The organism is Stenotrophomonas sp. 2YAF26 (genome assembly GCF_052114625.1).
Lineage (GTDB): Bacteria > Pseudomonadota > Gammaproteobacteria > Xanthomonadales > Xanthomonadaceae > Stenotrophomonas > Stenotrophomonas indicatrix.
In genome coordinates this window covers 140,274-163,141 of record NZ_JBFRFC010000016.1, presented here as the reverse complement: position 1 = coordinate 163,141, position 22,868 = coordinate 140,274, and the positions used below count along the sequence as shown (strand labels likewise).

The 22,868-nt window shown below is 67.3% G+C and carries 24 protein-coding genes, 1 pseudogene and 1 riboswitch; of the genes and pseudogenes, 10 read left to right on the top strand and 15 right to left on the bottom strand.

Annotation, left to right across the window (positions count from 1 at the left end; all coding sequences use genetic code 11):
• Nucleotides 1-7: 7 nt before the first annotated feature.
• The gene (gene bioD / locus AB4Y98_RS16850) at nucleotides 8-700 is read right to left on the bottom strand and encodes a dethiobiotin synthase (protein WP_442244751.1); all 693 of its coding nucleotides are present in this window, start codon (nucleotides 698-700) and stop codon (nucleotides 8-10) included.
• A gap of 67 nt (nucleotides 701-767) precedes the next feature.
• On the opposite strand from bioD, the gene AB4Y98_RS16845 reads away from it, so the two are divergent.
• Together AB4Y98_RS16845 and AB4Y98_RS16840 are read left to right on the top strand one after the other, a co-directional pair.
• The gene (locus tag AB4Y98_RS16845; protein ID WP_025878430.1) at nucleotides 768-1,250 is read left to right on the top strand and encodes a GAF domain-containing protein; all 483 of its coding nucleotides are present in this window, start codon (nucleotides 768-770) and stop codon (nucleotides 1,248-1,250) included.
• Nucleotides 1,247-1,576, top strand: a pseudogene (locus tag AB4Y98_RS16840) (TfoX/Sxy family protein); the annotation flags it as partial. The gene AB4Y98_RS16845 and the pseudogene AB4Y98_RS16840, both read left to right, overlap by 4 nt.
• A gap of 50 nt (nucleotides 1,577-1,626) precedes the next feature.
• On the opposite strand, the gene AB4Y98_RS16835 reads toward AB4Y98_RS16840, so the two are convergent.
• On the bottom strand, nucleotides 1,627-2,205 hold the full coding sequence (locus AB4Y98_RS16835; protein WP_117309440.1) for a histidine phosphatase family protein: 579 nt from the start codon (nucleotides 2,203-2,205) through the stop codon (nucleotides 1,627-1,629).
• A gap of 176 nt (nucleotides 2,206-2,381) precedes the next feature.
• Nucleotides 2,382-2,602: riboswitch (cobalamin riboswitch) on the top strand.
• Between the two features lie 117 nt (nucleotides 2,603-2,719).
• Here AB4Y98_RS16835 and btuB point away from each other — a divergent pair.
• Nucleotides 2,720-4,561 carry a TonB-dependent vitamin B12 receptor gene (gene btuB, locus AB4Y98_RS16830; RefSeq protein ID WP_442244750.1) on the top strand — a complete coding sequence of 614 codons (1,842 nt, stop codon included), beginning with the start codon at nucleotides 2,720-2,722 and terminating at the stop codon, nucleotides 4,559-4,561.
• Between the two features lie 98 nt (nucleotides 4,562-4,659).
• Here the strand turns inward: btuB and gph are convergent, their stop codons facing one another.
• Genes gph through AB4Y98_RS16815 form a run of 3 tightly spaced genes read right to left on the bottom strand, consistent with a single transcriptional unit; the run spans nucleotide 4,660 to nucleotide 7,084 of the window.
• Nucleotides 4,660-5,316 carry a phosphoglycolate phosphatase gene (gph, locus tag AB4Y98_RS16825; RefSeq protein ID WP_442244775.1) on the bottom strand — a complete coding sequence of 219 codons (657 nt, stop codon included), beginning with the start codon at nucleotides 5,314-5,316 and terminating at the stop codon, nucleotides 4,660-4,662.
• A 50-nt stretch (nucleotides 5,317-5,366) separates the two neighbouring features.
• The gene (locus AB4Y98_RS16820) at nucleotides 5,367-6,158 is read right to left on the bottom strand and encodes a class I SAM-dependent methyltransferase (RefSeq protein WP_312111296.1); all 792 of its coding nucleotides are present in this window, start codon (nucleotides 6,156-6,158) and stop codon (nucleotides 5,367-5,369) included.
• Nucleotides 6,155-7,084: a LysR family transcriptional regulator gene (locus AB4Y98_RS16815; protein ID WP_442244749.1), complete on the bottom strand. Its 930-nt coding sequence runs from the start codon at nucleotides 7,082-7,084 to the stop codon at nucleotides 6,155-6,157. Before AB4Y98_RS16815 ends, AB4Y98_RS16820 begins: the two co-directional genes overlap by 4 nt.
• 106 nt (nucleotides 7,085-7,190) lie before the next feature.
• Here AB4Y98_RS16815 and AB4Y98_RS16810 point away from each other — a divergent pair, with 106 nt between their 5' ends.
• The gene (locus AB4Y98_RS16810; protein WP_442244748.1) at nucleotides 7,191-7,829 is read left to right on the top strand and encodes an NAD(P)-dependent oxidoreductase; all 639 of its coding nucleotides are present in this window, start codon (nucleotides 7,191-7,193) and stop codon (nucleotides 7,827-7,829) included.
• 173 nt (nucleotides 7,830-8,002) lie between these two features.
• Nucleotides 8,003-8,914: an MBL fold metallo-hydrolase gene (locus tag AB4Y98_RS16805; protein ID WP_442244747.1), complete on the top strand. Its 912-nt coding sequence runs from the start codon at nucleotides 8,003-8,005 to the stop codon at nucleotides 8,912-8,914.
• A 293-nt stretch (nucleotides 8,915-9,207) separates the two neighbouring features.
• Here the strand turns inward: AB4Y98_RS16805 and dinB are convergent, their stop codons facing one another.
• The gene (dinB, locus tag AB4Y98_RS16800) at nucleotides 9,208-10,296 is read right to left on the bottom strand and encodes a DNA polymerase IV (RefSeq protein ID WP_442244746.1); all 1,089 of its coding nucleotides are present in this window, start codon (nucleotides 10,294-10,296) and stop codon (nucleotides 9,208-9,210) included.
• Nucleotides 10,297-10,487: 191 nt separating this feature from the next.
• On the opposite strand from dinB, the gene fabA reads away from it, so the two are divergent.
• Together fabA and fabB are read left to right on the top strand one after the other, a co-directional pair.
• The gene (gene fabA, locus AB4Y98_RS16795; RefSeq protein WP_025878420.1) at nucleotides 10,488-11,003 is read left to right on the top strand and encodes a 3-hydroxyacyl-[acyl-carrier-protein] dehydratase FabA; all 516 of its coding nucleotides are present in this window, start codon (nucleotides 10,488-10,490) and stop codon (nucleotides 11,001-11,003) included.
• Nucleotides 11,003-12,211 (top strand): beta-ketoacyl-ACP synthase I, encoded by a 1,209-nt coding sequence (gene fabB / locus AB4Y98_RS16790; RefSeq protein WP_394198942.1) that lies wholly within the window; start codon nucleotides 11,003-11,005, stop codon nucleotides 12,209-12,211. The genes fabA and fabB overlap by 1 nt, the downstream gene beginning before the upstream one ends.
• A gap of 311 nt (nucleotides 12,212-12,522) precedes the next feature.
• Here fabB and AB4Y98_RS16785 read toward each other — a convergent pair whose 3' ends face one another.
• The 3 genes from AB4Y98_RS16785 to AB4Y98_RS16775 are packed head-to-tail and all read right to left on the bottom strand — an operon-like array spanning nucleotide 12,523 to nucleotide 14,971.
• Nucleotides 12,523-13,206, bottom strand: a complete 684-nt coding sequence (locus AB4Y98_RS16785; RefSeq protein WP_442244745.1) for an HAD family hydrolase — start codon at nucleotides 13,204-13,206, stop codon at nucleotides 12,523-12,525.
• Nucleotides 13,203-13,904, bottom strand: a complete 702-nt coding sequence (locus AB4Y98_RS16780) for a pseudouridine synthase (RefSeq protein ID WP_312787121.1) — start codon at nucleotides 13,902-13,904, stop codon at nucleotides 13,203-13,205. Before AB4Y98_RS16780 ends, AB4Y98_RS16785 begins: the two co-directional genes overlap by 4 nt.
• Complete coding sequence (locus AB4Y98_RS16775; protein WP_442244744.1) at nucleotides 13,901-14,971, bottom strand: class I SAM-dependent methyltransferase; 1,071 nt, start codon at nucleotides 14,969-14,971, stop codon at nucleotides 13,901-13,903. The genes AB4Y98_RS16780 and AB4Y98_RS16775 overlap by 4 nt, the downstream gene beginning before the upstream one ends.
• Nucleotides 14,972-15,126: 155 nt before the next feature.
• On the opposite strand from AB4Y98_RS16775, the gene AB4Y98_RS16770 reads away from it, so the two are divergent.
• The gene (locus AB4Y98_RS16770) at nucleotides 15,127-15,390 is read left to right on the top strand and encodes a hypothetical protein (protein ID WP_025878415.1); all 264 of its coding nucleotides are present in this window, start codon (nucleotides 15,127-15,129) and stop codon (nucleotides 15,388-15,390) included.
• A gap of 208 nt (nucleotides 15,391-15,598) precedes the next feature.
• Here the strand turns inward: AB4Y98_RS16770 and AB4Y98_RS16765 are convergent, their stop codons facing one another.
• Both AB4Y98_RS16765 and AB4Y98_RS16760 read right to left on the bottom strand, forming a co-directional pair.
• On the bottom strand, nucleotides 15,599-15,889 hold the full coding sequence (locus tag AB4Y98_RS16765; RefSeq protein ID WP_025878414.1) for a DUF3247 family protein: 291 nt from the start codon (nucleotides 15,887-15,889) through the stop codon (nucleotides 15,599-15,601).
• Nucleotides 15,890-15,933: 44 nt separating this feature from the next.
• Nucleotides 15,934-17,919 (bottom strand): hybrid sensor histidine kinase/response regulator, encoded by a 1,986-nt coding sequence (locus AB4Y98_RS16760; RefSeq protein ID WP_312787045.1) that lies wholly within the window; start codon nucleotides 17,917-17,919, stop codon nucleotides 15,934-15,936.
• A gap of 249 nt (nucleotides 17,920-18,168) precedes the next feature.
• Here AB4Y98_RS16760 and AB4Y98_RS16755 point away from each other — a divergent pair, with 249 nt between their 5' ends.
• Complete coding sequence (locus tag AB4Y98_RS16755) at nucleotides 18,169-18,735, top strand: DUF3016 domain-containing protein (RefSeq protein WP_442244743.1); 567 nt, start codon at nucleotides 18,169-18,171, stop codon at nucleotides 18,733-18,735.
• Between the two features lie 124 nt (nucleotides 18,736-18,859).
• Here AB4Y98_RS16755 and alr read toward each other — a convergent pair whose 3' ends face one another.
• On the bottom strand, nucleotides 18,860-19,930 hold the full coding sequence (alr, locus tag AB4Y98_RS16750) for an alanine racemase (RefSeq protein ID WP_223494127.1): 1,071 nt from the start codon (nucleotides 19,928-19,930) through the stop codon (nucleotides 18,860-18,862).
• Nucleotides 19,909-21,213 (bottom strand): D-amino acid dehydrogenase, encoded by a 1,305-nt coding sequence (locus tag AB4Y98_RS16745; RefSeq protein ID WP_025878410.1) that lies wholly within the window; start codon nucleotides 21,211-21,213, stop codon nucleotides 19,909-19,911. The genes alr and AB4Y98_RS16745 overlap by 22 nt, the downstream gene beginning before the upstream one ends.
• 149 nt (nucleotides 21,214-21,362) lie before the next feature.
• Between AB4Y98_RS16745 and AB4Y98_RS16740 the strand changes: the two genes are divergently transcribed.
• Nucleotides 21,363-21,842 carry an Lrp/AsnC ligand binding domain-containing protein gene (locus tag AB4Y98_RS16740; protein WP_442244742.1) on the top strand — a complete coding sequence of 160 codons (480 nt, stop codon included), beginning with the start codon at nucleotides 21,363-21,365 and terminating at the stop codon, nucleotides 21,840-21,842.
• Between the two features lie 57 nt (nucleotides 21,843-21,899).
• Here the strand turns inward: AB4Y98_RS16740 and AB4Y98_RS16735 are convergent, their stop codons facing one another.
• Entirely contained in the window at nucleotides 21,900-22,052 is a 153-nt protein-coding gene (locus AB4Y98_RS16735; protein ID WP_089238441.1) for a lana protein, read from the bottom strand.
• A gap of 413 nt (nucleotides 22,053-22,465) precedes the next feature.
• Nucleotides 22,466-22,840: a classical arabinogalactan protein 4 gene (locus AB4Y98_RS16730; protein ID WP_442244741.1), complete on the bottom strand. Its 375-nt coding sequence runs from the start codon at nucleotides 22,838-22,840 to the stop codon at nucleotides 22,466-22,468.
• Nucleotides 22,841-22,868 lie beyond the last annotated feature (28 nt).

Sequence of the window (22,868 nt, the reverse complement as noted above, 5' to 3'; positions counted from 1 at the left end):
GCCGGCACTACCCGTGGTCGTCGTGCAGGTGCGCGCTCAACGCTTCACCATCGGCGCCCGGCAGATACGGCATCCGGCCCCAGCAGGGCATCGGCAGGCGCTGCTGCAAGGTCGCGAAATTCTCATCCTGGCGCTGCATCGAAGGATCGATGTGGTTGCCGATCCAGCCCAGGCACTCCACGCCACTGGCCTGCAGCGAGTGTGCGGTCAGCCGCGCGTGGTTGACGCAGCCCAGGCGCATGCCGACCACCAGCACCACCGGCAGCCGCAGCGCACGTACCAGGTCAAGCTGGTCCAGCTGCGCCGACAACGGCGCCAGCCAGCCGCCCACGCCCTCGACCACCACCACGTCGGCCTGTGCGCGCAGGCGTTCGAAGGCCGCCAGGATCGGGGACAGTTCGATGCGCACGCCATCTTCTGCGGCCGCCAGCTCGGGCGCCAACGGCTGGCGCAATGCGTAGGGGTTCAGATCGGCATAGTCCGGCACCGGCAGGCTGGCGGCCTGCAGTGCCAGCGCGTCGTCGTTGCGCAGCCCCTGCCCCGCGTCGTGGCTGCCGCTGGCCACCGGCTTCATGCCCACCGCGCGCAGGCCGCGCCGGCGCAGCGCGTGCAGCAGCGCGGTACTGGCGGCGGTCTTGCCGATCTCGGTATCGGTACCGGTGACGAACAGGGCCGTCGGCAACGTGGCAGGCAGGGACATCACAGGCTCCAGCAGGGCAGCAGAGTCCCCATTATCGCTGGCCCGGCACGCTTGCTAGACTGCGGCCATGTTCGCCAACGCCTCGCTCACCGGCAGCAAGCCGGAACAATACGCCCAGCTGCTGGAACAGGCCCGTGGCCTGGTCTACGGCGAGTCCGACCGCATCGCCAATGCGGCCAACCTCGCTGCACTGGTCTACCACGCCCTGCCCGACCTGAACTGGGTGGGCTTCTACCTTTACGACGGCAAGGAACTGGTGGTCGGTCCGTTCCAGGGCCTGCCGGCCTGCGTGCGCATTCCGCTGGACAAGGGCGTGTGCGGTGCGGCCGCCAGCCAGCGCGTCACCCAGCGGATCGAAGACGTGGACGCCTTCCCCGGCCATATCGCCTGCGATGCCGCATCGCGCTCGGAACTGGTGGTGCCGTTGCTCCGCGGTGGGGAGCTGATCGGCGTGTTCGATATCGACAGCCCGGTCGTCGGCCGCTTCGATGCCGAGGACCAGGCTGGCCTGGAAGCCATCGCCGAGGTGTTCGTCGGGGCGTTGGCGTGAGCGCGGTCAAGCTGCGCAACATCGGCCCGAAGAGTGCGGCATGGCTGCGCCAAGTGGGCCTGCGCAGCCGTGAGGACCTGGTTGCCATCGGTGCCGTTGGTGCCTTCGTCAAGGTCAAGCGTGCCGGCTTCAAGCCCAGCCTCAACCTGCTGTATTCGCTGGAAGGTGCGCTGCTGGACTGCCACTGGCAGGAACTGAGCGAACCGCAGCGCGCAGCGCTGGTGCAGGACTACGAAGCACGTATCGCAGTGCATCCGTTGAAGGCGGCAGGCCCGGCATCGGGCCCGGTGCATGAGCAGCGCTTCGACGCCGAGGATCCTCAGGAACGTTGCGAAGATCGTGCAGTTGCCGGCCAGCGGCCGGCACTACCGTCCGATCAGGGCTGCTGCAGCTCCAGCAGCTCGCCCACCAGCCCGGCTTCACCGCGCTCGACCCACACGCGCAGGCGCGTGCCGTGGTCGATGCGCAGCGCCCAGCACAGCGACATCGGCAGACCACACACCTGCGACAGCACCATGCGCAGCGGGCCGCCGTGGCTGACCACGACCGTCGGCGGAGGGTCGTCGTCGTCCAGCAGTCGATCCAGCGCGCGTGCGATGCGCCGTTCGAAGTGGCCCCAGCTCTCGCCATGCGGCGGCGGGAATGCGTGCGGATCTGCGTGGAACGCGGCCAACGCCTCTTCCGGCAGGTCGAACAACGATTGGCCGTCCCAGTCGCCGAAATCCAGCTCTTCCCACTCCTCGTCCGCCTCCACGTCCAGCGCGCGCGGTGTGGCCAATGCCATCGCCGTATGCAACGAGCGCAGGCGCGGCGAACTGATCACCCGTTCCCACGATTGTCCGGCATAGGCATCGACCAGCTCCTGCGGCAGGCGGGCCAGCTGCGGCGGATCGCTGCGGCCATCGAGGAACTCATCGCGACCGTTGCCGGCATGGCGGACCAGGTCGAGGATCATGCGCGTGCCCAGTCAGGGCGGCGCGGGAACAGCGGAAAACAGACGGACATCGGCAACGGCACCACGATAATTCGAGCTGCATTCTAGGCGCTGGCGCAGGTCTGCTGCACCGTGCAGGTGCATCCGCGCCTCTTCAGTCGTGCAGGTTCGACGCTACGGGCCGGCCGCGATGCCGTAGACTGCGCGCACTTCCAGGTGACCTGCGGCCCTGCCGGCAGGTTGAAACGGGAAGCCGGTGACGCGTGACAACACGCCATGCCGGCGCTGCCCCCGCAACGGTAAGCACGTCAGTTCCAGGCAACCCGCCACTGTGCCGCAGGCATGGGAAGGCGCCTGGACGGTGGCCTCGGGCCACCCGGCGGCGAGCCCGGAGACCGGCCCGGAAGCCTCAGGTCGCGATGCGGTGGGCATGGCGCTGGTTGTCCGCGGCGATGGCCGCGGCATCGGCGCGTGCCTGCCTGTCGTGACTCCTCCCCTTCGCTGCGCGGGCGTGCGCGGCACCTGGAGTCCCCCGATGAAACTGCAGTCCCGAATGCTGTCCCTGGCCGTGCTGGCCGCGCTTCCTGCATTGGCCCTGGCCGATGATGGTGCCGCCGACCTCGACCAGGTGCTGGTCACCGCTACCCGTACTCCGATCGCCCTGCAGGACAGCATTGCGCCTGCGCAGGTGATCGACCGCGCGCAGATCGAATCCAGCCAGGCCACCTCCCTGCAGGAACTGCTGCAGGGCCGCGCCGGCATCAACCTGACCAACGCCGGTGGCCTGGGCAAGCAGAGCTCGCTGTTCCTGCGTGGCACCAATTCCTCGCACACCGTGGTGCTGGTCGATGGCGTGCGCATCAACAGCGCCGACCTTGGCCTGGCGATGTACCAGGATCTGCCGCTGGCACAGATCGAGCGCGTGGAAATCGTGCGCGGCCCGCAGTCCAGCCTGTACGGTGCCGACGCCATCGGCGGTGTGATCCAGATTTTCACCCGCCGCAACCAGGGCGATTTCGCTCCGCACTTCCAGCTGGGCGGCGGCAGCAATGGCCTGCGTGAAGCCAGCGGCGGCATCGGTGGCGGCACCGAACGCGGCTGGTTCGGCGCCGACATCGCCTACCAGCATTCGGACGGCATCGATGCCTGCCGCGGTTCGGCCACGCTGTTTGCCGGCTGCTTTGCCGATGAACCCGACCGCGATGGCTACCGCAACCTGTCCAAGAGCCTGCGCGGTGGTTACAACCTGAGCGACCAGTGGACCGTGGAAGGCAGCGCCCTGCGTGCCGACGGCAAGAACCACTACGACGGCTACTACAACTACTCCGAGACCCGCCAGCAGGTGCTGGCCGGCAAGGTGCGCTACACCCCGTCCGAGCAGTTGACGCTGACCGCCAACGTCGGCCGCAGCGACAACGAGTCCGACAACTTCGGTGATTTCGGTGCACGCGGCAGCGCGCAGACGCACCGCGACAGCGCTTCGCTGCAGGCCGACATCGGTGTTGCCGAAGGCCAGCTGCTCAGCACCGGCGTGGACTGGAGCGAAGACAACCTGGATGGCAGCAGCGCCGGTTACCTGGTCGACAGCCGCCGCAACACCGGCGTATTCCTGCAGTACCAAGCGCGCTTCGGCCGTCACCAGCTGCAGGCCAGCGCACGCAATGATGACAACCAGCAGTTCGGCAACCACGCCACCGGCAGCCTCGGCTGGGCGATGGAGCTGGGCCACGGCCTGCGCGTCAACGCCAGCTATGGCACCGCGTTCAAGGCACCGACCTTCAGCGACCTGTATGACCCGTGGAGCGGCGTGCCGACGCTGGACCCGGAGAAGTCCAAGAGTGCCAACCTCGGTATCTCGCAGCAGGGCCAGGGCTGGCGCTGGGGCCTGGACGTTTACGAAACCCGCATCGATGACCTGATCACCTACGACGCGGCCACCTTCCGCATGCAGCAGGTCGAAAAGGCACGCATCCGCGGTGCCGAACTGACCGGCGGCGCCACTGTGGCCGGCTTCGACATCAACGCGCAGCTGAGCTTCACCGACCCGCGCAACCGCACCAACGGCAGCGCGCAGTTCGACAACTGGCTGGCCCGCCGTGCGCAGCAGACCGCGCGCCTGGACATCGACCGCCATTTCGGTGATTTCCGCACCGGCCTGACCGTGCAGGGCGCGGGCAAGCGCTTTGACGATGCCGCCAACGCGGTGAAGGTCGGCGGCTACGGCACGCTGGATCTGCGCGCCGAATACGCACTGACCCCGGCATGGTCGGTGCTGGCGCGGGTGGCCAATGTATTCGACCGCGAGTACGAAACCGTGGCGTGGTTCAACCAGCCAAGCCGCGAGTATCAGCTGAGCGTGCGTTACCAGCCGAAGTGACCGCAACGGTCACGGTGGTGCCGGCCGCTGGCCGGCAACATCATGACCTTCGGCAGCGCGTCACGGGGTGCCGGCCAACGGCCGGCACTACCGTTGCGTCAGCCCTGCAGCCCCGGCAGCTCGCGCAGGTCGTCAATCACCGCTACCGCGTGCGCCTTTTCCAGGTCCAGTCCTCGCGGATAGCCGTAGCGCACCAGCGCGATCGGCATGCCGGCGTCCTCGGCAGCACGATAGTCGGTGAGCGAATCGCCAACCATCAGGCACGCATCGACGGGCACTTCGAAGTGCGCGGCGATATGCCGCAACGGCTCACCACTGGGCTTGCGCTGCGGCAGCGAATCACCACCCAGCACCAGCGCAAAGGCGTTGGCGATACCCAGGTGCTGCAGCAACGGCGGCACCAGCGCGACCGGCTTGTTGGTGCAGATGGCCAGCGGCACCTTCAACGCACGCAACTGCGCCAGCGCATCCACTACGCCAGCGAACAGCTGCGGGCTGCGCAGCAGGCATTCGCGGTAATGGACCATGAAGGTCGGCATCACCGCTGCCAGATCGATCTGACGCCCGGCGGCCTGCACGGCCTGTTCGACCAGCCGGCGCACGCCGTCGCCGATCCAGCCCAGCACGGTGGCTTCGGGTACGCGCGCCAGGCCGATGTCTTCCAGCGTGCGGTTCAGTGCTTCGGCGATATCGGCGGCGCTGTCGACCAGCGTGCCATCGAGGTCGAACACGACCAGCGGATAGGGATACGACAAGGGACGGCTCACTCGTGCAACGTGGGGCCGTCCATTGTACGCCCGCGTCTTCAGCCGATCCGGCGTGCGCGGGTGGCCAGGAAGGTCGGCAGGTAACGGTCGATCAGGAAGCGCGGCTGCGGCTGCCAGTCTTCCATGAAGCGGTCGATGACGAACCCCGCATCCAGCTGCCCGGCGATCAGATCCCCCAGGCTGTGGCCGAATGTCAGCGCTTCGCCACGGGCCAGCTTGGCCTCGCGCGCGGCGGGCTCCAGGTCTTCCAGGTCGGAATAGGGAATCGCGTACTGCGGGCGGATCAGGCCCTGCTCGCTCAGCTGTGCATCACGCGCAGCAACGAACACCACCGGATTGTAGAAGCTGGCCATCAGCAGGCCATCGCGTGCCAGCACCCGGCGGCACTCGGCCCACACCGGACGCACGTCGGGCACGTACAGGTTCGAGATGGGATGGAACACCACATCGAAGCTGTCGTTGGCAAAGGCCTGCAGATCACGCATGTCACCCTGCACGGTGCGCAGCGACAGACCATCGCGGTCGGCGACGGCGCGGTCCTGTGCCAGCTGCCCGTCGGAAAGGTCGAACACGGTCACCTCAGCGCCTGCCGCGGCAAGCACGGGTGCCTGTTGGCCACCGGCCGAGGCCAGGCACAGGATGCGCCTGCCACGCACATCGCCCAGCCAATCCAGCGGCAACGCACGCGGTGTCAGGTGTACCTGCCAGCGTCCTTCGCGTGCGGCGGCAATCGTTTCGGCATCCACCGGTCGCGACCACTCGCGCACCTCGCTGGCCTGGCGGTCCCAGGCAGCACGGTTGTGGTCGATCAACGCCTGTCCATGGTTCATGTGTTCTCCTTGCCCGAAGGGCGCCAGTCCAGATCCTGGAAGGCCGGGCTGGCGAAGCACTCGGCGAGGAAATCCAGGAATCGCCGCATGATAACGGGCTGTTGCCGGCGCGAGGCGTACACGGCATGAATGCCCAGCTCGTCCAGGCTGTACTCGGGCAGCAGTTCGATCAGTTCGCCACTGCGCAGCAACGGTGCGACCTGGTAGGTCGGCAACATGGCAATACCGGCATTGGCGCGCACCGCCTCCAGCAACAGCGATGCTTCATTGGCACTGATGTTGCCGCCCACCGCCACCGACAACGAGCGTCCTTCGCGATRCAGCTGCCACAGGCTTTTGCCGACGTAGTGATGGGTCAGGCAATTGTGCGCGGCGAGATGTTCGGGCGCGGTCGGCGTGCCACGCGCCTGCAGGTAGGCCGGCGTCGCGCACAGCACCGAACGGCAGATCGCCAAACGACGTGCGATCAGGCTGGGGTCGATCTGCCGCGCGATGCGCACGGCCAGGTCGACGCGCTCCTCCACCAGGTTGACCATACGGTCGACCAGCAGCAGTTCGATGCGTGCGGCCGGATGGCGCTGCACGAAGGCGGCCACCGCACGCGCCAGATGGCTCTGCCCGAACGACACGCTGGCGGTGATGCGCAGCGTGCCGTGTGGCTCGGGATCGTCGCTGGCCAGCTCCCCCTGCAGTTCCTCGCCGATCGCCAGCATCTGCCGGAAACGCGCCAGCGCGGCTTCACCGGCCCCGGTCAGGCTCACCCGCCGCGTGGTCCGGTGCAGCAGCCGCGCACCCAGCCAGCCCTCCACCTCGGCCAGGTAGCGGCTGACCATGGCCCTGGACATGTCCAGCACCTCGGCGGCGGCGGTCAGGCTGCCGCGCTCGGCAACTTCGACGAATACGGTCATGGCGGTCAATCGGTCCATCTGCTCGATCCATGCAACAAACAAGCGCGTTATACGCTGTTTTTCGAGCGACTGCAGCGACCTACAGTGGCCCCATTCCCAACCACCACCCCCACGGAGTCCTGCCATGAAGATCGCCCTCGTCGGTGCCACCGGCAACATCGGCCGCCAGATCGCCCGCCACGCGCTGGCCAACGGCCATCAACTGACCGTCATCGTGCGCAGCGCGCAGGACCTGCCGGCCGAGCTGGCAGGCGCCCATCCGGTCATCGCCTCGCTGGATGACCAGGACGCCCTGGTCGCCGCCATCACCGGCCACGATGTGCTGGCCAGCGCCTACGGCCCGCGCCCGGGCGACGACATCGGTCGCGTCGGCGAGGTTGCCGCACAGCTGGCCAACGCCGCCCGCAAGGCCAACGTGCCGCGCCTGGTCGTGGTCGGCGGCGCCGGCAGCCTGGAAGTCGCCCCCGGCGTGCAACTGGTCGACACCCCCACCTTCCCGGATGCCTACAAGCCCTACGCGCTGGCCCACCGTGAAGCGTTCAACCGCCTGCAGGCGGTGGATGACCTGGACTGGACCTTCTTCTCGCCGGCGGCCGAAATTGGCCCGGGTGAAGAGCGTGGGCAGTACCGCGTGCAGCCCAAGGCGTTCCTCGCCGATGCCAACGGCCACAGCCGCATCAGCTACGCCGACTACGGCGCCGCGTTCGTCGCCGAACTGGAAGCGCGCAAGTACCCGAAGCAGATCATCACGGCGGCGTACTGATCACGCACTCGCCGGCCTGACCGCCCGCCGGGCATGGCCCGGCGCTACCCACCTGTAAAGCCGAAGGCAACGGCAGGAGCCGTTGCCAACGTCGCTTGCGACGGCCCGTAGGGGGCCGGGCAAGGACGCCCGGCATAGCCAACGCTCGGCTCGACACCCCAAGGACACCTCCCATGCGTACTGCTGCCCTGTTGCTTCCCCTCGCGCTGGCTGCCAGCTTCACCAGCGCCCCGCTGCTGGCCGCACCGGCCGCGCCTGCACCCTCCAGCGCTGCCAAATCCCAGCTGCGCCTGCAGACCTTCCATCCCGGCCCGCAGGCGATGTTCTCGGTGTCTTCGGTGCTGATCGAAGGGCGCAACGACGCGATCCTGGTCAACGCGCAGTTCGCTGCCGGCGATGCGCGCCGGCTGGTCGAGCAGATCCGCGCCAGCGGCAAGCGGCTGACCACCATCTACATCAGCCATGGCGATCCGGACTATTACTTCGGCCTGGCCACCGTGCAGGACGCGTTCCCGCAGGCGCGCATCGTCGCCACCGCGCAGACCGTGGCGCATATCCGTGAATCCCAGGCCGGCAAGCTGGCGTACTGGGGGCCGAAGATGGGCGCCGACGTTCCCGCACGCATCGTGGTGCCGGCGGTACTGGAAGGCGATGCACTGCTGCTGGAAGGGCAGCGCCTGCCGTTGATCGGCCTGGATGGCCCGACGCCGGACCGCAGCGTGCTGTGGGTGCCGTCGCTGCGTGCAATCGTCGGTGGCATTCCGGTGGTGGCTGGCGAGCATGTGTGGATGGCCGATACGCAGACGCCGCAGTCGCATGCCGATTGGCTGCGCACGCTGCAGCAGCTGCAGGCGTTGAAGCCGAAGGTGGTGGTGCCCGGTCATTACGCGGAGGGTGCGGCACTGGATGCCAGTGCGTTGCGCTTCACCGCGGATTACATCCGTGCCTTCGATGTTGAAACCGCCAAGGCCAGGGACAGCGCTGCGTTGGTGAAGGCGATGCAGGCGCGCTATCCGCAGCTGGCGGGTGTGGCGTCGCTGGAGTTGAGTGCGAAGGTGGCCAAGGGCGAGATGCAGTGGCCGTAAGGTAGGGGTTTTCTTTTGCAGGGCTGCGCCCTGCACCTGCCGAATCGACGGCAACGGCAACGGCAACGGCAAAAGCGGGCATTCCGTGGGTTGGCGGGGTGGGTCCGGTTGCGGGGGACGCTGCAAGTACGTCCATGTAAGCTCGGTCGCCGCATCCATGCGGCTCACGCCCCCGCAACCGGACCCACCCCGCCTTCGACAGATCTCCGCAATCTGTCTGGATGGCATGGCCTGCCCTTGGTAGGTGTCGACCTTGGTCGACACTTGGATCCACGCCATGCGTGGATGAACGATCAGGAATGATCGGTCTGGGTGTGCTCGAACAACTCACCTTGCACTACCGGCTCCTTTTCACGGAAGCCGCCGAGGCCGACGCCGACCAGGCGGTAGCGGGTGTCAGCGGGTAGATCTACACGGGCGCGCAATGAAAGCGCGATGTCGCGCAGTTCGGCCATCGATTCCGGCGGGCGTTCCGGGGTGAAGCTGCGGGTGAGGAGGCGGAACTGCGCGGTCTTCAGCTTCAATACCACGGTGTGGCCGATGCGTTCGGTCTTGCGGGTGGCATGCCAGGTCTTCTCGGCCAGCTGCACGATCGCTTCGCCCAGGTCTTCCAGCAGCAGGTCCTCGGCGAAGGTGTCTTCAGAGGAGATCGACTGCACCTGCTGGTCAGGCTCCACCGGACGCTCGTCGACGCCGCGTGCGCGGTTGTACAGGCTGCGGCCGAAGCTGCCGAAGGCTTCTTCCAGGTCCGGCAGCGTCCACTGCCGCAGGTCGCCGCAGGTGACGATGCCGCGCGCTGCCAGTTTGCCTTCCATCACCTTGCCGACACCGGGCACGCGATTCACCGGCAGCGGCAGCAGGAATGCGTCCACCCGCTGCGGCGGAATCACGAACTGGCCGTCGGGCTTGCGCCAGTCCGAGGCGATCTTGGCCAGGAACTTGTTCGGCGCGATCCCGGCTGAAGCCGTCAGGTTGGTTTCCTCGCGGATCTGCGCGCGGATGGTGCGGGCGATGTCGGTGGCGAGTTCGATGCCACTCTTCGGATCGGTCACGTCCAGGTAGGCCTCGTCCAAGGACAGCGGCTCGACCAGGTCGGTATGGCGCAGGAAGATCTCGCGCACGTGGCGCGACACCGCCTTGTAACGCGCGAAGTCCGGCGGCACGAAGACAGCGTCCGGGCACAGGCGCTCGGCACGCAGTGCCGGCATCGCCGAACGCACGCCGAACACGCGCGCCTCGTACGAAGCGGCACACACCACTGAACGCGCGCCGCGCCATGCCACCACCACCGGCTTGCCGCGCAGTGACGGATCGTCGCGCTGCTCCACAGACGCGTAGAAGGCGTCCATGTCGACGTGGATGATCTTGCGCAGTGCGTTCATGGTTGGCCCACATGATACCTGCACCGTACCCGTCCAGACGCCGAAGTATGGTCGTTGTGCATCAACGGGATGCGTGGTTTCAGCTGAAAACACTACGCACGCGTACGGAGACGCGGTTTGATATCCGCCTGATCCGTCGTGCATCCTCGGGAGCTCGTTGCCTTGTTTTCGCTTCCAGGATTGCGCTTTCCATGACTCGTCTCCACGCGTTCAACCGCGACCAGCTGCTGGCCAGCGCACGCGGTGAACTGTTCGGCGCTGCCGCCGGCCGGTTGCCCAACGACCCGATGCTGATGTTCGACCGCATCACCGAAATCCGCGAGGACGGCGGACCGCATGGCAAGGGCATGGTACGCGCCGAACTGGATATCCGTCCGGACCTGTGGTTCTTCGGCTGCCACTTCATCGGCGACCCGGTGATGCCCGGCTGCCTGGGCCTGGATGCCATGTGGCAGCTGACCGGCTTCTTCCTGACCTGGCTGGGTGCCCCCGGCAAGGGCCGCGCCCTGGGCTGCGGCGAAGTGAAGTTCACCGGCCAGGTGCTGCCCGATGCCAAGCTGGTGCGCTACGAGATCGACATCAGCCGCGTCATCAACCGCAAGCTGGTGATGGCCCAGTCTGACGCGCGCATGTACGTGGACGACCGCGAGATCTACAACGCCCGCGACCTGCGCGTGGGCCTGTTCACTGAAACCGGGAGCTTCTGATGCGTCGCGTCGTCATCACCGGCATGGGCATCACGTCCTGCCTCGGCAATGATCTGGATACCGTTTCGGCCGCCCTGCGTGAAAGCCGCGCTGGCATCACCGCGCTGGCCGACCACGCCGAAGCCGGCCTGCGCAGCCAGGTCGGCGGTCGCGTCGACCTCGATCTGGATGCGCTGATCGACCGCAAGCAGAAGCGCTTCATGAGCGATGCCGCTGCCTTCGCCTACCTGGCGATGGCCGATGCCATCACCGATGCGGGCCTGACCCCGCAACAGGTCAGTGGCCTGCGCACCGGCCTGATCGCCGGTTCCGGCGGTGGCTCCAGCGAATGGCAGGTGGGTGCGGTGGATCTGCTGCGCAGCCGTGGCGTGCGCAAAGTGGGTCCCTACATGGTGCCGCGCACGATGTGCTCGACCGTGTCGGCCTGCCTGGCCACCGCATTCCAGATCAAGGGCGTCAGCTACTCGCTGTCGGCCGCCTGCGCGACCTCGGCGCACTGCATCGGTGCAGCTGCCGACCTCATCCGCCACGGCGCGCAGGACATCATGTTCGCCGGCGGCGGTGAAGACCTGCACTGGTCGATGAGCGTGATGTTCGATGCGATGGGCGCACTGTCCACCAGCTTCAACGACACCCCCGCCAGCGCCTCGCGCCCGTATGACAAGGACCGCGATGGCTTCGTCATCGCCGGCGGTGGCGGCATGCTGGTGCTGGAGGACTACGACCACGCGGTGGCACGTGGCGCGCACATCCATGCCGAGCTGATCGGCTATGGCGTGACCTCCGATGGCGCCGACATGGTCGCGCCGTCCGGCGAAGGCGCCGTGCGCTGCATGAAGATGGCGCTGCAGAACGTGGACCGTCCGCTGGATTACCTCAACACCCACGGCACCTCGACCCCGCTGGGCGATGTGACCGAGCTGGGTGCGATCCGCGAGGTGTTCGGCGATACGATTCCGCCGCTGTCCTCGACCAAGGCGCTGTCGGGCCATTCGCTGGGCGCTGCCAGCGTGCATGAAGCGATCTACTGCCTGCTGATGATGCGCGATGGCTTCGTGGCCGGCTCGGCCAACATCGGCGAGCTGGACCCGAGGGTGGAAGGCTTCCCGATCCTGCGCGAAAGCCGCGAGCAGAAGCTGGATACGGTGATGTCCAATAGCTTCGGCTTCGGTGGCACCAACGCGGCTCTGGTGTTCGGCAGGGTGTGATCTGAAAGCGTGCCAACCAAGGTTGGCACCTACCAGAGCGGTAGCGCCGGACCATGCCCGGCGAGAGCGGTGAAGCGTGCCGACCAACGGTCGGCACCCACCCGGTTCAAGGTGGCACCTACCAGAGCGGTAGCGCCGGGCCATGCCCGGCGAGAGCGGTGAAGCGTGCCGACCAACGGTCGGCACCCACCGGGTTCAAGGTGGCACCTACCAGAGCGGTAGCGCCGGGCCATGCCCGGCGAGAGCGGTGAGGCGTGCCGACCAACGGTCGGCACCCACCCGGTTCAAGGCATGCCAACCAGGGTTGGCACCTACCTCGGCAGCAGCGGCAGCAGCAAGGCGTGCGCGTCCACCAGCGAGCCGACGATGCGGTGGCCCAGCGCGCGCAGTTCTTCATCGGGATGCACCAGGTCCGGTACCTGGATCACGGTCATGCCGGCCGCCAGCGCAGCACGCGTGCCGGCAGGCGAATCCTCCAGCGCCAGGCAGCGTTCCGGTGCCTTGCCCAGCCGCTGCGCGGCCAGCAGGTAGATGTCCGGCGCCGGCTTCGGCCGCGCTACATCGCCACTGGTGATCACCGCATCGAAGTATGGCAGCAGCCCGGCTGCAGCCAGCTTGCGGTTGGCCCGCGGCTGCCGCGTGGTGGTCGCTACCGCACGCGGCACCGCGTGCGACTTCAACAACTCAAGCAGTTCCAGGATGCCCGGCCGCAGCGGCAGCCCGGTCTGGGTGCGCTCCTCGTACAGATCATGGCAACGCGCGGCCATGGCCTCGATCATGCTGTCTTCGATGCCCTGCTGGCGCAGCAGCGCCTGGCTGTCGCGGTCGCCCAGGCCGACCATGCGGACGAAGAAGCTGGCATCCAGGGGCAAGCCGAGCTCCTCCGCCGCCTCGCTCCAGCATGCAAGCGACACACGCTCGCTGTCGATCATCAGGCCGTCCATGTCGAAGATGACGGCGTCGGGCAGGAACGGCAGCGCAGCGATGGAGGTCATGGAGCGAACAACGTATCCAGATCGGTGGAGGTCAGCAGCCGCCATTCCCCTTCGGCCAGTCCCTGCAGGTCCAGGCCACCAACACGGCTGCGATGCAGTGCCTGCACATGGTTGCCTGCGGCAGCGAACATGCGGCGTACCTGATGGTAGCGGCCTTCGTGCAGTACCAGGCGCGCCTTGCGCGGCCCGAGCACCTGCAGTTCAGCCGGCAGCAGGGGCGTCTTCTCCGCTTCCAGCATCAGCGTGCCGCTGGCAAACAGCGCCACCTCGTCACCACGCAGGTCTTCGGCCAGCTCCACTTCGTAGACCTTGGGCAGCTTCGACTTCGGCGAGATGATCCGGTGCAGCAGGTTGCCGTCGTCGGTCAGCAGCAACAGGCCGCTGGTCTCGCGGTCGAGGCGGCCGACGGTGGACAGCACCGGGTCGCGGTCGCGGAAGCGCGGCGGCAGCAGGTCGTAGATCAGGCGGCCCTTGTCCTTGGTCGAACAGGTGTAGCCGGCCGGCTTGTACATCGCCAGCGACAGGCCCACCGGCGGGTCCAGCGGCTCGCCGTCCACCCGCACCGCTTCATGCGGCACCTGGTCGTCGGCGTAGAGCACCTCGCCGTCGGCGTCGGTGACGCGGCCTTCGCGGAACATCCACTGCACCTGCTTGCGGCTGCCGTAGCCGAGGTTGGCGATGTGCTTGACCAGTTTCACCGGGCCTTCCCCTTGCCCTTCACCGCTTCGACCAGCTTGAAGCCATCGCGCTCGGCAACCACGCGCACCGCGCCGAAGCTCTCGTTGAGCGTGTACTCGTAGGGCAGGTGGCGGTTGGCCACCACGTACAGGCGCCCACCCGGGCGCAGCGCCTGCGCGGCCACGGCGATGAAGCGCTGGCCGATGTCCGGGCGATCCGCACGCGAGGGCGTGTGGAACGGCGGGTTGCTGATGATGACGTCGTAGTCCGGCTCGATACCGGCGGTGACGTCGCGCCACAGGAAGCGCAGCGGCACGGGGCGCGGTGGCGGTGCCAGATTCAGTTCGGCCAGGTCCAGCGCGCGCTTCTCGGCCTCGTACAGGTCCAGCGCGGTGATCTTCGGGCAGCGCTCCAGCAGTTCACGCGACAGGTAGCCGTAACCGGCACCGAGGTCAGCTGCACGCCCGGCAAGGTCGGCCGGCAGATGCTCGGCCAGCAGGGCCGACGCCGGGTCGATGCGGTCCCAGGCGAACACGCCAGGACGGCTGAGGAAACGGCCGCCGACGATCGGCCGCACCGCGTCCAGCGCGCCCCAGCGCTTGGCCACGTCCACATCGTGCTGGCCCTGCAGCGGAGCGGTCCAGAACACGCGGCAATGGTTCTTGGTCAGGCTGCCGCCGAGGCCGGCCAACTGCTTGAGGTCGCCTTCGCCGGAGCGGGCACCTTCGTTGTTGTGCTGGCAGGCCACGATGCGGCCACCCTCGGCGACCAGCGCCAGGGCGCGGGCGAACAGCGCACGGGCTTCCTCTCGCTGGCGCGGCGGCAGCACCAGCACCAGCGGGTAACGGCCGCGGCCGGCAGCATCATCCAGCTGCCCGCTGACGGTCCAGCCAGCGGCCTGCTGCAGCGGCTGCGCGAACGGGGCGAAGCTCTGCTCGCAGTCGACTTCGCGGCCGCCGGCCTGCTCGCGCAGTGGCCAGCCGTCACGGGCGCGCAGGAAGGCCACCGGACCTTCCGGCCAGCGCAGGGCGCCGCTGGAGAACGGCAGGAACAGGGTCTGCAGGGGGGCGTCGTCGCTGGATGCCATCGGCGCGGGTACTGGAAGCGTGAGGGCCGTCCATTGTACCGGCTTGTCCGCCCCGGCCCCGGCCACCGCTTTGCGAAACTTCAACGTTGCCTTGATGCCGCAGCAACATGCCAGCGTTCAGGGTAGAAGCTCCCCGCAACCCCTGGAGATCCTGCATGCGTGCCTTGTTCGTCGGAGGTGTCGTCGACAACAGTGAAATGGACCTGGAAGGCAGCCATCCCCCCGTGCATTACCCGGAGGACACCGGCGGCGGCCATTCCCGCTACCGCCTGCACCAGGTTGGCCACGGCGCCGATGGCAGCGTGGCCTACGCCGTCTATGGCGCGCCGGATCTGGCAGACGATGAAGTGACCCGGGTAGCCGAGGAGCGCGCGTATGCGCGCAGGTTCGAAGCGACGGCAACGCTGTTCGAACATTGAACATCGCAGCCACGCATGGCGTGGCTCTACTGTCCGAATGTTGATCATCGCAGCCACGCATGGCGTGGCTCTACTGTTCGAATGTTGACCATCGCGGCCACGCATGGCGTGGCTCTACACCTGTTCGAACGTTGACCATCGCGGCCACGCGTGGCGTGGCTCTGCAGTAGATCCACGCCATGCGTGGATGCGCCATCCGCAGTTGCCGTCAGAGCCTCGGCGGCAGTCTGCGGATGCTGGCGATCTCATCCAGCCACACGTGATGCTGCTGCACCGGCGCATCAAGATCGTCCAACCGCAGCTGGCCATTGCTGCCTTCGTCGCCGGCGTCGTTGCGGTACTGCTGCAGCGTCGGCTGCACCGCAACCGTGCCCAGCAGGCGCCGGCCATCGTGCAGGGTCAGCTGCACCTCGGTTTCCCCCTGCAACTGCGGCAACAGGGCTTCCAGGCGCGCGATCTGCGCGGAATCAGTATGGATACGGGGAGCAATACGGGACATCGGCGACCTCCTGAACTGCAGGGTCGCCGATCGTCCGTGAATGCTCAGTGCAGCAGGCTGTCCCCGCGCGTGGCCTGCACGCGCCGCACCACGCCCACCAGCTGGGCCACCGAATACGGCTTGGCCACATGCTCCTGGAAGCCCGAGGCCAACGCACGGCGACGGTCATCGGCACGCGCCAGCGCGGTCACCGCCACCGCCGGCAGTGCTGCCGCATCCACGCCCAGGTCCTCGCGCAGCGTGCTCACCAGGCCATAGCCATCCATGCCCGGCATGCCGATGTCGGTCAGCAGCACGTGGTACTGCAGGTGGCCATTGTCGGCCAGCAATGCCAGCGCCTCGCCCGCAGAACTGGCCGCGGATACGCTGGCGCCCTGCTCTTCCAGCATGCGCCGCAGGTACTCCAGCACTTCTGGCTGGTCTTCCACCGCCAGCACATGCAGGCCGCGCAACGGATACGGCTCGACCACCATCGGTTCCAGGATAGGACCGCTGACGACCTCGCGCAGCGGACGCCGTTCGGCATCGGGCAGATGCTGCGGCAGGCGCACGGTGAAGGTGGAGCCGTGACCGTGGCCATCGCTGGCCGCGCTGACCGAACCGCCATGCAGTTCGACCAGCTGCTGCACGATGGCCAGGCCCAGGCCCAGACCGCCATGGCGGCGGGTGGTGGTGCCGTCGGCCTGGCGGAAGCGGCTGAACAGATGGTTCAGGAACTCCGGCGCGATGCCATCGCCGGTATCGCGCACGGTGATCGTCCAATAGTTGCCATCAGCCTGCAGCTGCACGTCGATGCGGCCTTCGGCCGGGGTGAACTTGATCGCGTTGGACAACAGGTTCCAGAACACCTGCTGCAGCCGGGTGGCATCGCCCAGCACCTGGCAGGGCTGTGCCGGCAGCTGCAGGGTGACGTCAAGCGCCTTGCCCTCGGCCACCAGCTCCTGTGCGCCCATCGCTTCGTTCAACTGGTCGCGCAGGTCCAGCACTTCCACTTCCAGCTGCACCTTGCCCAGCAGCATGCTGCTGAGGTCGAGCATGTCCGAGATCAACCGCTTCTGCGCGGTCGCGCTGTTGGCGATCACGCCCAGGCCCTTGTACAGCGGGCTGGTGGAATCGACGCGCTGCAGCAGCAGTTCACTCCAGCCCAGGATCGTGGTCAGCGGCGTGCGCAGCTCGTGCGACAGCGTGGCCAGGAACTCATCCTTCAGCCGCGCCATGTTCTCGGCCGCACTGCGCGCGGCACGCTCGGACTGCAGCAGTTCCTCGCGCGCCAGTTCGATCTCGCGGCGCTCGGTGACGTCCGGGCTGCTGCCGGCCAGGCCGATGAAACGGCCCATCCGCGAGAAGCGCGGACGCGCGTTCATTTCCAGCCAGCGCCACTGCCCATCGGCGCGGCGGGCGCGCACCAGGGCGTGCATCGAGCGCTGCGCTTTCAGCGCTTCCTGCAGTTCGTATTCGAACACCGACGCATCGTCGGGATGCACCAGGCCGCGCCAGACATCTTCGGGCACACGGTTCTCGTCGCCGCCGAAGAACTCGCTGAAGGCACTGTTGACGAAGCGGGCGTGGCCGCGCTCGTCCAGTACCCACACCGGCATCGGCAGGCCATCGGCCAACGCACTGAAACGCGCCTCGCTCTCACCCAGTTCCACTTCCATCTGCTTGCGCGCGGTCACATCGAAGAACAGCACGCCCACCTTGTCATCGCCCGCCCGGCCAACACGCACCGCATCCACGGCGAACGTGCGCCCCAGGGCACGGGCATCCATTTCGAACTGGGCCGGTCGCCCGGTCCGCGCCACTTCGCCGTAAATACGGAACCAGTCACCTTCGTGCTGTGGCTCCAGCGTGCTCATGCGCTTGCCGCAGGCATCCTTCAGGCCGGTGTGGCGCTCGAAGGCATCGTTGACCTCGAGGAAGCGGTAGTCGATCGCCTCGTCGCCATCAAACAGCACCTGGATCACACAGAAACCTGCGTGGATGCGCTCAAGCACGCCATGGTGCAGGTCGGGTTCGGGCGTCGGCACCATCAAGGGTGAGCGCTCCACGAGGGGCGGCAATGTGGACAAGGGCGTGGGAGGAAAAGACCGGATGGAGGTACAGCATCTTCCAGACCGCGTATTCACAGCGTCAAGCGCCGTCAGTCAGGGTTGACGACCATGAATTGGCGGCAACTGTTGACGCATTTGACGCTACTGGCCATTGCTGCGGCCCCGCGGCGGGATCACACTCGATCCGAGATCATCATCCTCCCCGCTTCGGGGACGCAGGAGACTGCCATGAAAGGTTCGCTTCCAACCGCCCTGCTGCTGGCCGGCATGCTTGCCGTGGGCAGCGTGGCTGCCGCGCCGCGGACGGTAACCGCGCCCGATGCGCCGCGCGCACTGCAGGCCGATGGCCCGGTCAGCGTGCAGTGGAATGATCCGGCGAAATTCACCGAGATCCGCCAGAGCACCAACCGCTTCGAGGCCGAACGCGGGGACTGGGTGCAGCAGCTGGCAAGCTACGTGCAGACCAGCGCCGCCAAGCCCCTGCAGGCCGGGCAGACGCTGGACGTGACCCTGGTCGATATCAAGCGCGCGGGCGACTATGAGCCCTGGCACGGCCCGCGCGGCAGCGACATCCGGATCATGCGCGACATCTACCCGCCGCGGATCACCCTGCAGTACACACTGAAGGACGCCAGCGGGCGCATCATCGATGAAGGCGACGCCCGCCTGAGCGACAGCGGCTATCTGCACAACATCGGCCTGAGGAGCGATACCGATCCGCTGCGCTATGAAAAGCGCCTGATCGATGATTGGGTGAAGCGCCAGCTGACCTCGCGCGTTACCGCTGCCCGGTAGGTGTCGACCTTGGTCGACACGCATTCACAGCGCCGACCAGGGTTTGATCCGATCCGGTAGGTGTCGACCTTGGTCGACACGCGTTCACAGCGCCGACCAGGGGGTCGGCAGCTACCTGAGCCGGTCAATCCTGGTAGACGCGTGCCACGCGCTTGACGCCGCACGGCAGCTGGTAGGCACTGACACCGCAGCGCGGCGCCAGCTCGGACAGGGTCGGCGCCGTACCCCACAGTTCCACCACGCTGCCGACGCCGGCCTGCGCATGCGCGGTCAGGTCCACGGTCAACATGTCCATCGACACGCGGCCGATCAGCCCACCGGGTTGGCCATCGATCAGCACCGGGGTGCCATTGGGCGCGAACTGCGGATAACCATCGGCATAGCCCAGTGCGACCACGCCCACGCGTGTGCGCGCCTTGGCCACGAAGCGCGCACCGTAGCCGACCGGCTCGCCAGCTTCGATCCAGCGCTCGGCGAACACCTTGGACTGCATCGTCATCACCGGGCGCAGGCGCGCGGTGAGTTCACTGTTGTCCGGCAGCGGATTGGCGCCGTACAGCATCAGGCCCGGGCGCACCCAGTCACTGCGCACGTCCGGCCAGCCCAGCAGCGCCGGCGAATTGCAGATGCTGGTCTCGCCTTCAAGACCATCGATGGCCTCGACGAAGGTCGCGGCCTGCTCATGGGTACGCTCGCTGTCCAGTTCATCGGCGCGTGCCAGGTGGGTCATCATCACGATGCGCGCCACCTGCGGCAGTGCAGACAAACGTGCGTGCGCGGCGCGGAAACCGGGAACGTCCAGGCCCAGCCGGTGCATGCCGCTGTCCAGCTTCAGCCACACCGTCAGCGGGCGCGGGCTGTCGAACGCGGCCAGCGCTTCCAGCTGCCACGGCGAACCGACCGAGAACCACAGGTCATGCTCGGCCACCAGCGCCATTTCGCTGGGCTCGAAGATGCCTTCCAGCAGCAGGATCGGCGCACGGATGCCGGCCTGGCGCAGTTCCAGCGCTTCTTCGATGGTGGCCACGCCAAAGCCGTCGGCCTCGCCTTCCAGTGCCTGCGCACAGCGCACCGCACCGTGGCCATAGGCATCGGCCTTGAGGATCGCCAGCGCCTTGCCACCGCCCAGTTCACGGGCCAGGCGATAGTTGCTGCGCAGTGCGCCCAGGTCGATCAGCGCGCGGGCAGGACGCATGTGCGGTTCTCATGTTGCGGGGCGTGGCGGTACTGGCCGTAGCGGAAGATATCGAGGCCTTCGGTGCTGATCTGTGGCTGGCGCGCGCTCATCAGGTCGGCCAGGTAGCGGCCGGAGCCGCAGGCCATGGTCCAGCCCAGCGTGCCGTGGCCGGTGTTGAGGAACAGGTTGCGGAACGGCGTGGCGCCGATCACCGGTGTGCCGTCCGGCGTGGCCGGGCGCAGGCCGGTCCAGAACTCGGCCTTGGCCAGGTCACCGCCCTTCGGGTACAGGTCGCGCACCACCAGCTCCAGCGTCTCGCGGCGACGCGGCGACAGCGACAGGTCGAAACCGGCCACCTCGGCCATGCCACCGACGCGGATGCGGTTGTCGAAGCGGGTCACCGCCACCTTGTAGCTCTCATCGAGGATGGTCGAAGTGGGTGCCATCGCCGGGTCGGTGATCGGCAGGGTCAGCGAGTAGCCCTTCAGCGGATACACCGGCAGGCGCATGCCCAGCGGCGCGACCAGTCCCGGCGAATAGCTGCCCAGCGCGACCACGAAGCGGTCCGCGGTTTCCAGCTTGCCGCCGATGCGCACGCCGGTGATGCGGTCGCCGTCGAATTCCACGCCGGTGATGTCCTGGTCGTAACGGAACTCGACCCCCGCTTCGGCCGCCATCTGCGCCAGGCGGCGGGTGAACAGCTGGCAATCGCCGGTCTGGTCGCGCGGCAGGCGCAGTGCACCCACCAGGCCATCGACGTGGGCCAGCGCAGGCTCGGCCTTGATGATACCGGCGCGATCCAGCACTTCGTACGGCACCCCGTACTGGGCCAGGATCTCGATGTCCTGCGCCGATGCATCCAGCTGCTGCTGGGTGCGGAACAGCTGGGTGGTGCCCAGGTCGCGCCCTTCGAAATCGATGCCGATCTGCGCGCGCAGCTCGTTCAGGCAGTCGCGGCTGTACTCGGACATGCGCACCATGCGCGCCTTGTTGATCGCGTAGCGCTCGTGGGTGCAGTTGCGCAGCATCTGCCACAGCCAGCGGTACTGGGCCAGGTCCATGCCCGGCTTGATCGCCAGCGGTGCGTGCTTTTCGAACAGCCAGCCGATGGCCTTCTTCGGTACGCCCGGGGCGGCCCACGGCGAGGTGTAGCCGAAGGACAGCTGGCCGGCATTGGCGAAGCTGGTTTCCAGCGCGGGACCGGGCTGGCGGTCGACGACCGTGACTTCAAACCCGGCCTGTCGCAGGTACCAGGCACTGGTGGTGCCGATCACGCCGCTGCCGAGAACTAGGACTCGCATGGAAATTCTCCAACCCGATCATTCCCTGCATTTGTGTGCGCAGGGGCCATAATCGGGGAAGTATATTCTTCCGTTCCTAGGTGATTTGCCTGATTTTAGGAATGCAGGCAGGATATTTTCCTCTGATTCATTCCTCAAGGTTGACGGCCATGACCACCCGCCCCCGCGAACTGGACAAGATCGACCGCAAGATCCTGCGCATCCTGCAGGGCGAAGGCCGCATCTCCTTCACCGAGCTGGGCGAACGGATCGGCCTGTCGACCACCCCGTGCACCGAGCGCGTGCGTCGGCTGGAGCGCGAAGCGGTGATCACCGGCTATCACGCCCACCTGGACCCGTCGGCGCTGAAGGCGAGCCTGCTGGTGTTCGTGGAGATCAGCCTGGCCTACAAATCCGGTGACATCTTCGAGGAGTTCCGGCGTGCGGCACTGAAGCTGCCCAACGTACTGGAATGCCATCTGGTGTCGGGCGATTTCGATTACCTGTTGAAGGCGCGGATCAGCGAGATGGCCTCGTATCGAAAGTTGCTTGGCAGCACCCTGCTGACCCTGCCCCATGTGCGTGAATCGAAGAGCTACATCGTGATGGAAGAGGTCAAGGAGACCTGGACGCTGCCGATTCCCGATTGAGTCGACGGGCGGCAGCGGGACCAGACCCCGTAGCACGGGCTCTGGCCCCTGGCTGCATCAGCGCTGCTGCGGGTTCTTCATGGAACCCTGTTGCGGATTCTTCTTCTGCTGCTCGTTCGGCTGCTGTTGCTGTTGCTGCTGGCGCTGCTGGTCCTGCGGTGTTTTGCCCTGCTGTTCCTTGCCGGGATGACGGTTCTGCTGGTTGGCCATGATCGTATTCCAAGGGGACGAGGGAAGCGCGACGGCGGGGATGCCGGCGCAGGTCCACCGTGGTCCTGGGGCGGTTAATCGCAGGCGAAAAACGGGTGATGCGGGGTGTGCAGGGCGGGGGCTGTTTTCCGGCGTTCATGTGGGTGGGTTTCCTGCCAACGGCTGGGCCCCTCGTGGCTGGGCAGACTTCCAGCATTGCGGGTGAGGCCGGGCGGGTGGGCTGTGCAGGGGGCGCTGCAAGTACGTCCCTGTAAGCTCGGTCGCCGCATCCATGCGGCTCACGCCCCTGCACAGCCCACCCGCCCGGCCTCTGACAGGTTCATGCGGGCGCCAGCCACGGAAAAAGAAAAAAAAGAGCAACAGCGGGTCGCTGCGCTCTCTTTGGGTTAGGCGATCGGTTGCGGGCGCTGGGGTCAGCGCTTGATCTGCTGGCCGTCGCCGGTCGGTACGCTGTCGTAGTAGCGGCCGGTGCGCGAGTCGAACACGCGGTTGGGGCCGACCGGTTTGACGCCGGGAACGATGCGGCCGTTGCGGTCGTAGACCTTGTCCGGCAGCGCCGGCGCGGGCGTGGGGGTCACTTGGGCCGGGCCGGTCGAGCGGATCGGCTGGGCCGGCTGCGGCGAGGGCAGCACCTGCGGCTGCGGGCGCGACGCCTGCGGTGGCGGGGCCACAGGCGGCGGCGCCACCGTCGAGCTGCTGCGGGTGGTGGTCGGATTGCCGGTGGGCACCTGCGCCTGGGCGAGCAGAGGCAGCAGGGCCGTCAACAGCAGGACAAGGCGGGGTTTCATGGCGCGCTCCAGGGTGGTCCACATTCAC

Bases quoted from the DNA above. Each gene is read 5' to 3' on its own strand.
- bioD (WP_442244751.1), bottom strand. From the start codon at position 700: ATGTCCCTGCCTGCCACGTTGCCGACGGCCCTGTTCGTCACCGGTACC.
- AB4Y98_RS16845 (WP_025878430.1), top strand. From the start codon at position 768: ATGTTCGCCAACGCCTCGCTCACCGGCAGCAAGCCGGAACAATACGCC.
- AB4Y98_RS16835 (WP_117309440.1), bottom strand. From the start codon at position 2,205: ATGATCCTCGACCTGGTCCGCCATGCCGGCAACGGTCGCGATGAGTTC.
- btuB (WP_442244750.1), top strand. From the start codon at position 2,720: ATGAAACTGCAGTCCCGAATGCTGTCCCTGGCCGTGCTGGCCGCGCTT.
- AB4Y98_RS16820 (WP_312111296.1), bottom strand. From the start codon at position 6,158: ATGAACCATGGACAGGCGTTGATCGACCACAACCGTGCTGCCTGGGAC.
- AB4Y98_RS16810 (WP_442244748.1), top strand. From the start codon at position 7,191: ATGAAGATCGCCCTCGTCGGTGCCACCGGCAACATCGGCCGCCAGATC.
- AB4Y98_RS16805 (WP_442244747.1), top strand. From the start codon at position 8,003: ATGCGTACTGCTGCCCTGTTGCTTCCCCTCGCGCTGGCTGCCAGCTTC.
- dinB (WP_442244746.1), bottom strand. From the start codon at position 10,296: ATGAACGCACTGCGCAAGATCATCCACGTCGACATGGACGCCTTCTAC.
- fabA (WP_025878420.1), top strand. From the start codon at position 10,488: ATGACTCGTCTCCACGCGTTCAACCGCGACCAGCTGCTGGCCAGCGCA.
- fabB (WP_394198942.1), top strand. From the start codon at position 11,003: ATGCGTCGCGTCGTCATCACCGGCATGGGCATCACGTCCTGCCTCGGC.
- AB4Y98_RS16785 (WP_442244745.1), bottom strand. From the start codon at position 13,206: ATGACCTCCATCGCTGCGCTGCCGTTCCTGCCCGACGCCGTCATCTTC.
- AB4Y98_RS16775 (WP_442244744.1), bottom strand. From the start codon at position 14,971: ATGGCATCCAGCGACGACGCCCCCCTGCAGACCCTGTTCCTGCCGTTC.
- AB4Y98_RS16770 (WP_025878415.1), top strand. From the start codon at position 15,127: ATGCGTGCCTTGTTCGTCGGAGGTGTCGTCGACAACAGTGAAATGGAC.
- AB4Y98_RS16765 (WP_025878414.1), bottom strand. From the start codon at position 15,889: ATGTCCCGTATTGCTCCCCGTATCCATACTGATTCCGCGCAGATCGCG.
- AB4Y98_RS16760 (WP_312787045.1), bottom strand. From the start codon at position 17,919: ATGGTGCCGACGCCCGAACCCGACCTGCACCATGGCGTGCTTGAGCGC.
- AB4Y98_RS16755 (WP_442244743.1), top strand. From the start codon at position 18,169: ATGAAAGGTTCGCTTCCAACCGCCCTGCTGCTGGCCGGCATGCTTGCC.
- alr (WP_223494127.1), bottom strand. From the start codon at position 19,930: ATGCGTCCTGCCCGCGCGCTGATCGACCTGGGCGCACTGCGCAGCAAC.
- AB4Y98_RS16745 (WP_025878410.1), bottom strand. From the start codon at position 21,213: ATGCGAGTCCTAGTTCTCGGCAGCGGCGTGATCGGCACCACCAGTGCC.
- AB4Y98_RS16740 (WP_442244742.1), top strand. From the start codon at position 21,363: ATGACCACCCGCCCCCGCGAACTGGACAAGATCGACCGCAAGATCCTG.
- AB4Y98_RS16735 (WP_089238441.1), bottom strand. From the start codon at position 22,052: ATGGCCAACCAGCAGAACCGTCATCCCGGCAAGGAACAGCAGGGCAAA.
- AB4Y98_RS16730 (WP_442244741.1), bottom strand. From the start codon at position 22,840: ATGAAACCCCGCCTTGTCCTGCTGTTGACGGCCCTGCTGCCTCTGCTC.